Origin of the sequence: Streptomyces sp. NPDC000348 (assembly GCF_042898795.1) — a bacterium.
GTDB lineage: Bacteria > Actinomycetota > Actinomycetes > Streptomycetales > Streptomycetaceae > Streptomyces.
Genome location: NZ_JBIAZD010000033.1, coordinates 1 through 12,755, shown reverse-complemented (window position 1 = coordinate 12,755; position 12,755 = coordinate 1). Strand labels below are relative to the sequence as shown.

At 72.9% G+C, this 12,755-nt stretch carries 6 protein-coding genes and 1 pseudogene; 3 read left to right on the top strand and 4 right to left on the bottom strand.

Annotation, left to right across the window (positions count from 1 at the left end; translation table 11 throughout):
- The 3 genes from ACFY3N_RS35180 (at position 1) to ACFY3N_RS35170 (ending at position 7,702) form a co-directional block, all read left to right on the top strand.
- Positions 1–669 (top strand): HAD family hydrolase, encoded by a 669-nt coding sequence (locus ACFY3N_RS35180; protein ID WP_390820859.1) that lies wholly within the window; start codon positions 1–3, stop codon positions 667–669.
- 437 nt (positions 670–1,106) lie between these two features.
- Positions 1,107–6,056 carry an NAD-glutamate dehydrogenase gene (locus ACFY3N_RS35175; RefSeq protein WP_390820858.1) on the top strand — a complete coding sequence of 1,650 codons (4,950 nt, stop codon included), beginning with the start codon at positions 1,107–1,109 and terminating at the stop codon, positions 6,054–6,056.
- A 125-nt stretch (positions 6,057–6,181) separates the two neighbouring features.
- Positions 6,182–7,702, top strand: a complete 1,521-nt coding sequence (locus ACFY3N_RS35170; protein ID WP_390820857.1) for a hypothetical protein — start codon at positions 6,182–6,184, stop codon at positions 7,700–7,702.
- A 192-nt stretch (positions 7,703–7,894) separates the two neighbouring features.
- On the opposite strand, the gene ACFY3N_RS35165 is transcribed toward ACFY3N_RS35170, so the two are convergent.
- From ACFY3N_RS35165 to ACFY3N_RS35150, 4 genes and pseudogenes are all read right to left on the bottom strand, one after another.
- Positions 7,895–9,559 (bottom strand): glycosyltransferase family 2 protein, encoded by a 1,665-nt coding sequence (locus ACFY3N_RS35165; RefSeq protein WP_390820856.1) that lies wholly within the window; start codon positions 9,557–9,559, stop codon positions 7,895–7,897.
- Positions 9,556–11,748 carry a CDP-glycerol glycerophosphotransferase family protein gene (locus ACFY3N_RS35160; RefSeq protein ID WP_390820855.1) on the bottom strand — a complete coding sequence of 731 codons (2,193 nt, stop codon included), beginning with the start codon at positions 11,746–11,748 and terminating at the stop codon, positions 9,556–9,558. Before ACFY3N_RS35160 ends, ACFY3N_RS35165 begins: the two co-directional genes overlap by 4 nt.
- Positions 11,749–11,839: 91 nt before the next feature.
- Positions 11,840–12,673 (bottom strand): ABC transporter ATP-binding protein, encoded by an 834-nt coding sequence (locus tag ACFY3N_RS35155; protein WP_390820854.1) that lies wholly within the window; start codon positions 12,671–12,673, stop codon positions 11,840–11,842.
- A pseudogene (locus ACFY3N_RS35150) lies at positions 12,666–12,755 on the bottom strand (ABC transporter permease); the annotation flags it as partial. The pseudogene ACFY3N_RS35150 and the gene ACFY3N_RS35155, both read right to left, overlap by 8 nt.

Here is a 12,755-nt window from a genome sequence, read left to right as displayed (position 1 = left end):
ATGGGGACGCACAAGGACGCGCACATCGTCTGGGACTGGAACGGCACGCTGTTCCACGACGTCGACGCGGTCATCGGGGCGACGAACGCCGCCTTCGCCGAGCTGGGCCTGGAACCGATCACGCTGGAGCGGTACCGGGAGCTGTACTGCGTGCCGGTGCCGAGGTTCTACGAGCGGCTGATGGGGCGGCTGCCCAGCGTGGCCGAGTGGGAGCTGATGGACTCCACCTTCCACCGCCACTACACGGAGCACCACGTGCGGTGCGGACTCGCCGAGGGCGTGGTGGAGCTGCTGACGGGGTGGGCGTCGGCGGGCCGCAGCCAGTCCATCCTCAGCCTGTACGGGCACGAGGACCTGGTCCCGCTGGTCCGGGGCTTCGGGATCGAGGCGCACTTCATACGGGTCGACGGGCGGACCGGGCCGTCCGGCGGCGGCAAGGCGGAGCACATGGTGCGCCACCTCGGCGAGCTGACCGGGGTCGACCCGGCGCGCACCGTGGTGATCGGCGACGCGGCCGACGACGCGCTGGCCGCCCTGCACGTGGGAGCCCGCGCCGTCCTGTACACCGGCGGCTCCCACGGCCGCGCCAGCCTGGAGGCGGTGGGCGTCCCGGTGGTGGACACCCTGCGGGAGGCCGTGGCGGAGGCGGAGCGCCTGGCGGCCGCCTGAAGCACGCGCACTGTGCAGAACGTCAAAGTTCAGGGCCTGGTTTTGTACACATACGGCTCATGACGAGGGGCCTGTGAGGAGCGATAGCCTTGGTGGCGTGATCAGCGCGATAGCTCGCGGGGGCCTCGCCGTCCCTGCTGTGCGCCCGGGTGGCACGGACGACATCCGTGACCGGGCGGCGGTCGCTGGTCTTCGCGGGCGGCACGGGGCCAAGAGGGCACCCGGGACGCGGCGCACCCCACGGGACAAGGCGTCGCGGGGAGCGGCGCCCCACCCGTCGGGAGCGCCGAATCCGGCCGAGAAACCCCCGCTCCTCCCCCCTCACGGCATAGCGTCGGCACAGACCGGACACCCCGTGTCGTACCGCCGCGCCACGAGGGCGGAGACCGTACTTCCTTCTACGTCACGCAACGGCGCGCGACAGGAGCCAGAGGACCATGCAGACCAAGCTGGACGAAGCCAAGGCCGAGCTGCTCGAGAGGGCGGCCCGGGTAGCTGAGAACAGCCCGGCCGGGGGGAAACTGCCGACTGGGACGACGGACAAGGGCATGCCCGACCGGGACACCGTGCTCGAGTTCCTCCAGCGCTACTACCTGCACACCGCCCCGGAGGACCTGACCGACCGCGACCCGGTCGACGTCTTCGGAGCCGCCGTCTCGCACCACCGGCTCGCCGAGAGCCGCCCCCAGGGCACCGCCAGCGTCCGGGTCCACACCCCGACCGTCGAGGAGAACGGCTGGACCTGCAGCCACTCCGTCGTCGAGGTCGTCACCGACGACATGCCCTTCCTGGTCGACTCCGTCACCAATGAGCTGACCCGCCAGGGCCGCGGCATCCACGTCGTCATCCACCCGCAGTTCGTGGTCCGCCGGGACGTCACCGGCAAGCTGATCGAGGTGCTCACCACCTCGCCCGGCGGCGACCTCCCGACCGACGCGCGCGACCTTCCGCACGACGCGCACGTCGAGTCCTGGATCCACGTGGAGATCGACCGCGAGACCGACCGCGGCGACCTCAAGCAGATCACCGCCGACCTGCTGCGGGTCCTCTCCGACGTCCGCGAGGCCGTCGAGGACTGGGGCAAGATGCGCCAGGTCGCGACCGCGCTGGCCGAGGCGCTGCCCGGCGAGCCCGTCCCCGCCGACCTGCCCGCGCCGCAGGTCGAGGAGGCCCGCGAGCTGCTGCGCTGGCTCGCCGACGACCACTTCACCTTCCTCGGCTACCGCGAGTACGAATTGCGCGAGGACGACTCGCTGGCCGCCGTCCCCGGCACCGGTCTCGGCATACTGCGCTCGGACCCGCACCACGCCTCCGCCGAGGGCCACCCGGCCAGCCCGTCCTTCGAGCGGCTGCCCGCCGACGCCCGGGCCAAGGCGCGCGAGCACAAGATGCTGGTGCTGACCAAGGCCAACAGCCGGGCCACCGTGCACCGGCCGTCGTACCTGGACTACATCGGCGTCAAGAAGTTCGACGCGGAGGGCAACGTCGTCGGTGAGCGGCGCTTCCTCGGACTGTTCTCGTCCGCCGCCTACACCGAGTCCGTGCGCCGGGTACCGGTGATCCGGCGCAAGGTCGACGAGGTCCTGGAGCACGCCGGCTTCTCGCCGCACAGCCACGACGGGCGCGACCTGCTCCAGATCCTGGAGACCTACCCGCGCGACGAGCTGTTCCAGACCCCGGCCGACGAACTCCGGGCCATCGCCACCTCGGTCCTCTACCTCCAGGAGCGCCGCCGGCTGCGGCTCTACCTGCGCCAGGACGAGTACGGGCGCTACTACTCCGCGCTCGTCTACCTGCCCCGCGACCGCTACACCACCGGTGTGCGCCTGCGGATCATCGACATCCTCAAGGAGGAGCTCGGCGGCATCAGCGTCGACTTCACCGCCTGGAACACCGAGTCGATCCTGTCCCGGCTGCACTTCGTGGTCCGCGTGCCGCAGGGCACCGAGCTGCCGGAGCTGTCCGACGCCGACAAGGAGCGCATCGAGGCCCGGCTCGTCGAGGCCGCCCGCTCCTGGTCCGACGGCTTCGCCGAGGCGCTGAACGCCGAGTTCGGCGAGGAGCGCGCCGCCGAGCTGCTGCGCCGCTACGCGGGCGCCTTCGCCGAGGGCTACAAGGCCGACCACCCCCCGCGCGGCGCCGTCGCCGACCTGGCGCGCCTGGAGGAGCTCGGCGAGGAGCGGGACTTCGCGCTCAGCCTGTACGAGCCGGTGGGCGCGGCCGCCGGGGAGCGCCGCTTCAAGATCTACCGCAAGGGGGAGGCCGTCTCCCTGTCCGCGGTGCTGCCGGTGCTCCAGCGGCTCGGCGTCGAGGTCGTCGACGAGCGGCCGTACGAGCTGCGGTGCGCGGACCGCAGCGTGGCCTGGATCTACGACTTCGGCCTGCGGATGCCCAACGGCACGGGCACCGACTACCTCGGCGACGACGCCCGTGAGCGGTTCCAGGACGCCTTCGCCGCGACCTGGACCGGCAAGGCGGAGAACGACGGCTTCAACGCCCTCGTGCTCAGCGCCGGACTGACCTGGCGGCAGGCCGTGGTGCTGCGGGCCTACGCCAAGTACCTGCGCCAGGCGGGCTCCACCTTCAGCCAGGACTACATGGAGGACACCCTCCGCCACAACGTCCACACCACCCGGCTGCTCGTCTCCCTGTTCGAGGCGCGGATGTCGCCGGACCGGCAGCGCGCCGGGTACGAGCTGGTGGACGCGCTCCTCGAGGAGGTCGACGCCGCCCTCGACCAGGTCGCCTCGCTCGACGAGGACCGCATCCTGCGCTCCTTCCTCACGGTCATCAAGGCGACGCTGCGCACCAACTTCTTCCAGGAGGCGCGTGACGGCGTACCGCACGACTACGTCTCCATGAAGTTCGACCCGCAGGCCATCCCGGACCTCCCGGCGCCGCGCCCGGCGTTCGAGATCTGGGTGTACTCGCCGCGCGTCGAGGGCGTGCACCTGCGCTTCGGCAAGGTCGCGCGCGGTGGTCTGCGCTGGTCGGACCGCCGGGAGGACTTCCGCACCGAGATCCTCGGCCTGGTCAAGGCGCAGATGGTGAAGAACACCGTCATCGTGCCGGTGGGCGCCAAGGGCGGCTTCGTCGCCAAGCAGCTGCCCGACCCGGCCGTGGACCGCGACGCCTGGATGGCCGAGGGCATCGCCAGCTACCGGACGTTCATCTCGGCACTGCTGGACATCACCGACAACATGGTGGCCGGCGAGGTCGTGCACCCGGTGGACGTGGTCCGGCACGACGAGGACGACACGTACCTCGTCGTCGCCGCGGACAAGGGCACCGCGACGTTCTCGGACATCGCCAACGAGGTCGCCGAGGCGTACAACTTCTGGCTCGGTGACGCCTTCGCCTCCGGCGGCTCCGCCGGGTACGACCACAAGGGCATGGGCATCACCGCGCGAGGCGCCTGGGAGTCCGTGAAGCGGCACTTCCGGGAGCTGGGCGTGGACACCCAGACCCAGGACTTCACGGTCGTGGGCATCGGCGACATGTCCGGTGACGTGTTCGGCAACGGCATGCTGCTCAGCGAGCACATCCGCCTGGTCGCCGCCTTCGACCACCGGCACATCTTCCTCGACCCGAACCCCGACGCGGCCGTCTCCTACGCCGAGCGCCGCCGGCTGTTCGAGCTGCCGCGCAGCTCCTGGGCCGACTACGACACCGCGCTGCTGTCGGCCGGCGGCGGGGTCTTCCCGCGCAGCGCCAAGTCCGTCCCGGTCAACTCGCAGATCCGCGAGGCCCTCGGCATCGAGCCGGGCGTCACCAAGATGACCCCGGCCGACCTGATGAAGGCGATCCTCACGGCGCCGGTGGACCTGCTGTGGAACGGCGGCATCGGCACGTACGTCAAGGCGTCCACCGAGTCCAACGCCGACGTCGGCGACAAGGGCAACGACGCCATCCGCGTCGACGGCAGGGACCTGCGGGTCTCCGTCGTCGGTGAGGGCGGCAACCTGGGCATGACCCAGCTCGGCCGGATCGAGTTCGCGTCGCACGGCGGCCGGATCAACACCGACGCGATCGACAACAGCGCCGGCGTGGACACCTCCGACCACGAGGTGAACATCAAGATCCTGCTCAACGGTCTCGTCAAGGACGGCGACATGACCGTGAAGCAGCGCAACAAGCTGCTCGCCGAGATGACCGACGAGGTCGGCCGGCTGGTGCTGCGCAACAACTACGCGCAGAACACCGCCATCGCCAACGCGCTGGCCCAGTCCAAGGACATGGTCCACGCCCAGCAGCGGTTCCTGAAGCACCTGGTGCGCGAGGGCCGGCTGGACCGGGCCCTGGAGTTCCTGCCCACCGACCGCCAGATCCGCGAGCGGCTCTCCTCCGGGCGGGGCCTGACCGGGCCGGAGACGGCCGTGCTGCTGGCGTACACGAAGATCACGGTCGCCGAGGAGCTGCTGCACACCTCGCTGCCCGACGACCCGTACCTGAAGTCGCTGCTGCACGCGTACTTCCCGACGGCGCTGCGCGAGCAGTTCCCCGACCGGATCGACACCCACCCGCTGCGCCGCGAGATCACCACGACGGTGCTGGTCAACGACACGGTCAACACGGGCGGCACGACGTACCTGCACCGGATGCGCGAGGAGACCGGCGCGTCGCTGGAGGAGATCGTCCGGGCGCAGACCGCGGCCCGCGCGATCTTCCGCTCCTCGATGGTGTGGGACGCGGTCGAGGAGCTCGACAACACGGTCGACGCGGAGGTCCAGACCCGCATCCGGCTGCACTCGCGCCGCCTGGTGGAGCGCGGTACGCGGTGGCTGCTCAACAACCGGCCGCAGCCGCTGGAGCTCGAGGAGACGGTGTCGTTCTTCGCCGAGCGGGTCGAGCAGGTCTGGGCGCAGCTGCCGAAGCTGCTGCGCGGCGCGGACCTGGACTGGTACCAGCGGATCTACGACGAGCTGAGCGGCGCCGGTGTCCCGGACGAGCTCGCCACCCGGGTCGCCGGGTTCTCCTCCGCCTTCCCGACGCTCGACATCGTGTCGGTGGCCGACCGGACGGGCAAGGAGCCGCTGGACGTCGCCGAGGTGTACTACGACCTCGGTGACCGGCTGCGCATCACCCAGCTGATGGACCGCATCATCGAGCTGCCGCGCGCCGACCGCTGGCAGTCCATGGCCCGCGCGGCGATCCGCGAGGACCTGTACGCGGCGCACGCGGCGGTGGCCGCGGACGTGCTGCTGGAGGGCAACGGCTCGGCGACGCCGCAGCAGCGCTTCAAGCTGTGGGAGCAGAAGAACGCGGCGCTGCTGGGCCGGGCCCGTACCACGCTGGAGGAGATCCACGGCTCCGACACGTTCGATCTCGCCAACCTGTCGGTGGCGATGCGGACGATGCGGACGCTGCTGCGGTCGCACCACTCGTAGGGCAGGTGCGTGAGGGGGTGCCCCGGGCCGTCGGGCCCGGGGCACCCCCGCATTGTTGTGGTGCCTTGGGTGGGCATCGGCGGGGGATCCGGTGCGGGACCGCCGCTGCGGGCAATGGCTCAGGTGTGACCGCCCGATTCTCGTCGTCCGCTCCGCCGGGGAGGGCCGGTGCGCGCCCTGCCGCGGCCCGTCCGGAGGCCGCCGGCCGCACCGTGGCCGTGGCCGTCGCCGGACTCGTCCTCGCCCTGATGGTCCTGGTGATCGCGCGGCTCCCCTGGGCCGGTGACCTGGGCATGCACGCGGCGACCGTGCAGCGGCTGCGGCACAGTCCGCTCGACCCCGGCAACCCGCTGGTCGACGCGGACACGCCGAGCCCGTACTACTCGCCGTGGACGCTGCTGCTCGGCACCGTCGCCCGCCTGCCGGGGCCGTCGGTCTTCGTGGTCCTGCGGCTGGCCGCCGCTGCCGGACTGGCGCTGCTGGTGACGGGCGTGTGGCGGTACGTGCGGACGCTGAGCGCACACCGGACCGCGCCCGCGCTCGCCCTGCTGAGCCTGCTGCTGCTGTGGGGCACGACCCCGCTCCTGTGGAGCGGCTTCCCGGGACTCGGCTCGCTCGCGCTGACGGTGTCGTACCCGAGCACGTTCACCCTCGGTCTCGCCTTCCACTTCTGGGCGTGGCTGACGGGGGCGCTGCGCCGGGAGGCCGGGTGGCCGGTGTGGCTCGGCCTGGGAGTGCTCTGGGCGGTGATCCTGCTCTGCCACCAGTTCTCGGGGGTCGTGGCCACGGTGGGCGCCGCCGCCACCGTGCTCGCGGCCCGGCCCGGACGCGCGGTGTGGCCGAGGCTCGGCGCCGGGCTGCTGGTCGGGGCGGTGGCGCTGGGGGCGTGGCCGTACTACGACTTCTTCGCCCTGTTCGGCGCCGGGAGCGGACTGGAGCGGGTGCACCGGGTGCTGTACGGGCATCCGGCCGCGCGGTTCGGGCTGGTCCTGCTCGGGGTGGCCGCGCTGGTCCCGCGCGCGCGGCGGGACCGCCGGGACCCGCTGGTGGTCTTCTTCGCGCTGGGGGCGCTCGTCGTCGCGGCGGGGTGGCTCAGCGGCCACTACTCCTGGGGGCGCGCCCTGCCCGCCGCGCTGATCCCGGCGCAGCTCGCGGCGGCGCTGGAGGCGCTCGGGGCGGGGCGCCGGTGGCTGCGGGCCGGCTGGACGGCCCTGCTGGCGGGGGCGCTGCTGCTCGGCGGGTGGGCGCAGGCGGGGGTGCTGGGGTACGTGGTGCCGCGCGGTGCGCTGCCGGCGGTGGTGGAGGACCGGTACCGGGTGCCGTGGACGGGGTACCACTGGATCACGCCGTGGGTGCGGTACGGGGACGTGGTGATGGCGGAGGGGCGGGCGGCCCGTCAGATTCCGGCGTACGGGCCCTACACGGTCGCTCCGGGGTATCCCGACTTCTTCCTCCCGGACGAGGAGCGGCGGGTGGCGGTCACGGAGGTGTACTTCGGGGAGGGGACGCCGGCGGCCGTGCGGCGGGGGATCGAGCGGGAGTACGGGGTGCGGTGGGTCGTGGCCGGGCCCGGGGAACCGACCGACGCCGGGCTGCGGGTGGTGGCGCGGGGGCCGGAGGGGGAGGTGCTCTATGCGGTGCCCTGAGCTGTGACGGGGGGGTGGGGATCCGGCTGGTTTGTTTCGCCCCCGCCGCCCCTTCCCTCCCCCACTCTCGGCTTCGCTCGAGCGGGGGGACCCCCATCGTCCCCGGGGGCTCCGCCCCCGGACCCCCGCTCCTCAAACGCCGGAGGGGCTGAGTTCAGCCGGACGGGCTGAGTTCAGCTAAAGGAGCTGGGTTCAGCCGGACGGGCTGAAGACGCTCGCCACCAAGCGGGCCGCTCGGCGTGCCCGGGTGCCGGACAGGCGGTGGGCCGTCGGGTGGAGCACGCCTGTCGTGAGGCCGGTCGGTTGCCAGCGGAGCTGGAGGCGGCCCGGGCCGTGGCCCTCGGGCTCGATCGTGACCCGGTGGCGCGGGACGCGGGCGGTCAGGGGCGGAAAGGCCGGCGGGGCCAGCAGCAGCCCCCGGTTGCTCCGCCCCCGGCAGGTCAGCCGGACCAGCGGATGGCGCACCCCGGCGAAGCCGCTGAGCGGGAGGCGCGCGGCCGCCGGGTCGAGACGGACGCGGCCCTCGAAGACACCGGGGCGGACCGGGGAGAGCCGGAAGGGGACGGTCAGGCGGCGCCGGCCGGGGGAGACGATCAGGCTCGCGCGCTGGGGGCCGACCGGGAGGCGCAGGGCCGGGTCGTACGTGCGGACGGTCAGGTCGACGGAGGCCCCCGGGCCCCGGGTGATCTCCGTGATCTCGTGGCGGAACCGGGCGACGGAGAACGGCAGGGTGTCCGGCTCCAGCTCGGTCATGTCCAGTTCACGACGGGCGCCCGCCGACCCGGGGACCCGTCCGCCCCAGTACGTACGGCCGTCCGGGCCCGTGGTCAGCTCCCTCGGGGCGATCCCGTGCCCCAGCCCCCGGGCGGCCCACCGGACCTCGGTCAGGCGCCGGTCGCGGACCAGCTGGAGCACCACCCGCTCGGCGCGGGGAAGCCGGGCGTACGCGCCCGGCGACAGGGTCTCCAGATACGGGTTCACCAGGTCCGCGAAGGCCGCCAGCCACTCCTCGTCCCGGTACGGCAGGTCGCCCGCGTACATCCGGAAGTCGTGCTTGAGGAACTTGTGGTCCTTGTCCTCGCGCAGCGCCTCGTGCCCGCTCTCGACCAGGAAGGCGTCGATCAGCCGCTGCACGTGGATCCGGTCGCGGACGTTGGTGAGCAGATGCCGCTGGTTGGAGATGGACGCGGCGCCGGAGCCCGCGTACGGGGCGACGTACCAGAGGTACACCGGCTCGGGGATGATCGTGAACCGTTTCGCCAGGCAGTACGCCTGGGCCGAGAACAGCTGGTCCTCGTAGTGGATGCCCTCGGGGAAGCGCAGGTCGTGCCGGTCGAGGAAGGCGCGGGAGTACATCTTGCCGGTCGACAGGTGCTCGAAGAACAGCCGCGGGTCGGCCTCGATGCCGTCCAGGGTGCGGCGCTCGCGCACGAGGTGCGGCATCCAGGTGGAGCGGCGGCCGGTGTCCACCCGGATCCGCCGCACCGCGCCCATCGCGAAGTCGATCTCGCGTGCGCGGTGCGCGGCGAGCAGCGACGCGACCGCCCCCTCGGGCAGCTCGTCGTCGCTGTCCAGGAACATCAGGTACGGCGCCCGCGCGATCTCCAGCGCACGGTTGCGCGGCGCGCTGCATCCGCCGCTGTTCTCCGGCAGCCGCAGGCACCGGATACGGCGGTCGCGGGCCGCCAGTGCCCGCGCCACCCGGGGCGTGTCGTCCGTGGAGTGGTCGTCGCTGATGACGATCTCGAGGTTCCGGTGGCTCTGGCGCCGCACGGACTCCACCGCGCGGGGGAGCCGTCCGGCGTCGTTGTGCACGATCACCGTGACGGTGACGTCGGGGACCCGCGAGGTGCTCATGACGCCTCCTCGGGCTTCGGGGCCGGGGTGCGCTCCCCGATCGGCAGCACCGGCGGCAGCGACGCCTCGTCCTGCCCGAGGAAGACCCGGCGCACCACGCGTTCGGCGGCGCGGCCGTCGTCGTACTCGCAGAACCGGCGCCGGAAGACGGCCCTGGCCTTCGCCGCGGCGTCGTCGCGCCAGGCGCCGGTGGTGAGGATCCCGGTCAGCTCCTCCTGGGTGCGGGCCACCGGGCCGGGCGCCTCCGCCATCAGGTCGAAGTAGACGCCGCGCGTGGTGCGGTACGTCTCCCAGTCGTCGGCGTGGATGACGATCGGGCGGTCGAGGTTGGCGTAGTCGAACATGATCGACGAGTAGTCCGTGACCAGGGCGTCGGCGGCCAGGCACAGCTCCTCCACCGGGTCGTAGGAGGAGACGTCCACGACGCGGCCCGAGCGGCGCGGGCCGGCCGGCGGGGAGGCGGCGCCGCCGTAGAAGTAGTGGCCGCGCACCAGCAGCACGGTGTCCTCGCCGAGGCGGTCGGCGAGGGCGGCGAGGTCCAGGCGCGGCGTCCAGCCGGCCTCGTAGTCGCGGTGCGTGGGCGCGTACAGGACGGCCCGGCGGCCCGGCGCGATGCCGAGGCGGGCGCGGATCGCGCGGATGTCGTCGGCGCCGGCCCTGTAGTAGACGTCGTTGCGCGGATAGCCGTGGTCGAGCGAGACGTACCGGGACGGGTACGCCCTCTCCCACATGCGGGTGGTGTGGCTGTTGCCGGAGACGCTGTAGTCCCATTTGTCGACGCGTTCCAGCAGCGCCTCGAAGTCCAGGCCCTGGGCGGCGGCCGGGAACGCCATCTGGTCCACGCCCATGCGCTTGAGCGGGGTGCCGTGGTGGGTCTGCAGGTGGACCGCGTCGGGGCGTTTGACCACGGCGTTCGGGAAGTTGACGTTGTTGACGAGGTACTTGGCGGTGGCGAGCACCTCCCAGTAGCGGCGGGTGCCGGGGACGACGTGGTCGGTGCCGGGCGGGAGCAGGGCGGCGTTCTCGCCGGTCACCACCCACACCGGGTGGATGTGCGGGGCGAGTTCGGCGAGCTTCGCGGCGATCGCGGCCGGATTGCAGGCGACCCCCCGGTTCCAGTAGGCGGCGAACACCGCGAGGCGGGGGTCGACGGGGCGGTGCAGGGCCCTGCGGTACTGGTGGTCGCGGACCTGTGCGCCGAGCCGGCGCCTGCCGGTGTGCACGGTGGACCGCACGGCGCGGCGGGCGCGGTTGGCGGTCTGGAAGGCGCGGTACGTGCCGTAGGCGCCCTCCTCGAGCAGGGAGCGGCGGACGCCCTCCAGGCCGGCGGGGCGCCGGTGGCCCTCGGGGCGGCGGCGCAGGGCGGCGGCCCCGGCCCGGTGGAAGAACTCCCGGGCCACGTCCTCGGGCATGCCGCCGCGGGTGAAGGCGCGCAGGCAGTCACGGACCATGATCTCGTACAGCACGGTGTAGACGGCGGGGCGTTCGCGGGCGAGGTCGAGGAGGCCCTCGTAGCGGTCGACGAGCGCGTAGTGCTCCGCGGGGGTGACCGGGGGGAGGGCGGCGGGCCGCAGCCGGCGGTCCTCGTGGGCGACGTGCGGCAGGGCGGCGACGCGGCCGGCGAGCAGCAGGGCGGCGAGGGCCGCCCGCGGTTCGTCGTCGGTGGTGAGCCGGTCCTCGTGCGCCCGCCAGAAGCCGGCGCGCAGGACGCGGGTGCCGAGCAGCGGGCTCAGGCGCAGCAGGTAGGCGCTGTCGTCGAGGGCGAGGTCGGTGCGGCCCGCGCGGGCGAGCAGGGGGCCGTCCGCCGAGGGCAGGCCAAAGGCGCGCCAGGTGCTGCGGAGGTGGTCGAGGAGAAGGAGGTCGACGGTGCCGGGGAGTGCGGCGACCCGTTCGGCGACGGTACGGGTGCTGCCGGGCGGCAGGCCGTCCTTGGCGCGGACGAAGTGCAGCCAGCGGCCGGTGGCCCGGGCCGCCCCCGCCGTCCGGGCCGCCGCGTCGGACGTGCCGTCGGGCAGGGGCAGCACCCGGACGTGCGGGGCGTGTTGCTGGGCGGTCTCGCGGGCCCAGTCGCCGACGGCGGCGACGACGACCTCGGTGTCCGGGAGGGGGTGGGCGACGAGGGAGTCGAGCAGGCCGGTCAGGTGGTCCTGGGTGTTCGGCCCGTGGACGATGACGCTGAGCTCGGGCATCGCGGGACTCCTTCGGCTGCTCGTCGCTCCGTACGGTCCTCTTCGGTCATATTGGCATCAATAGGGCGAAGCGGCCGCGCGGACGTGGGCCTCAGGAGGGTGCCGGCACCGCCTTCGGCTTCGGCTTGCGGGCCTTGTCCGTGCCTCCGGTGAAGGCCTCGTACTCCTTGAGCACCTCGTCCGTCGGCCCGTCCATCAGCAGCTCGCCCCGCTCCAGCCAGAGCACGCGGTCGCAGGTGTCGCGGATCGACTTGTTGTTGTGGCTGACCAGGAACACCGTGCCGGCCTGCTTGCGCAGCTCCCGGATGCGCGCCTCGGAGCGCTTCTGGAAGGAGCGGTCGCCGGTGGCCAGCGCCTCGTCGACGAGGAGGACGTCGTGGTCCTTGGCGGCGGCGATGGAGAAGCGCAGCCGGGCCGCCATGCCGGAGGAGTACGTCCGCATCGGCAGGGTGATGAAGTCGCCCTTCTCGTTGATCCCGGAGAAGTCGACGATCTCCTGGTAGCGCGCGCGTATCTCCTCGCGGGACATGCCCATGGCGAGCCCGCCGAGGTGGACGTTGCGCTCGCCCGTCAGGTCGCTCATCAGGGCGGCGTTGACGCCGAGCAGGGAGGGCTGGCCGTCGGTGTAGATGCGGCCGTTCTCCACCGGGAGCAGGCCGGCGACGGCCTTGAGCAGGGTCGACTTCCCCGAGCCGTTGGTGCCGATCAGGCCGATGGCCTCGCCCCGGTACGCGACGAAGGACACGCCCCGCACGGCGTGCACCGTGCGCACGCCGGAGGCCTTCTCGGTCTGCTTGCGGCGCAGCATGCGGTTGAGGGCGGCGGTGGCGGAGCCGCGTCCGGCGCCGGTGCCGTTGACCCGGTAGACGATGTCGACGCGGTCGGCGACGACCGTGGGGATCTTCTTGTCGCTGGTGTCAGCCACGGCCGTATGTCTCCTCAGCCTTCCAGAAGTAGACGAACCCGGTCACGCCGGCCAGCAGGGCCCAGCCCAGCGCGAACGCCCA

Excerpts from the sequence above, each read along its gene's own strand:
- ACFY3N_RS35175 (WP_390820858.1), top strand. The coding sequence starts at position 1,107 with ATGCAGACCAAGCTGGACGAAGCCAAGGCCGAGCTGCTCGAGAGGGCG.
- ACFY3N_RS35160 (WP_390820855.1), bottom strand. The coding sequence starts at position 11,748 with ATGCCCGAGCTCAGCGTCATCGTCCACGGGCCGAACACCCAGGACCAC.
- ACFY3N_RS35180 (WP_390820859.1), top strand. The coding sequence starts at position 1 with ATGGGGACGCACAAGGACGCGCACATCGTCTGGGACTGGAACGGCACG.
- ACFY3N_RS35165 (WP_390820856.1), bottom strand. The coding sequence starts at position 9,559 with ATGAGCACCTCGCGGGTCCCCGACGTCACCGTCACGGTGATCGTGCAC.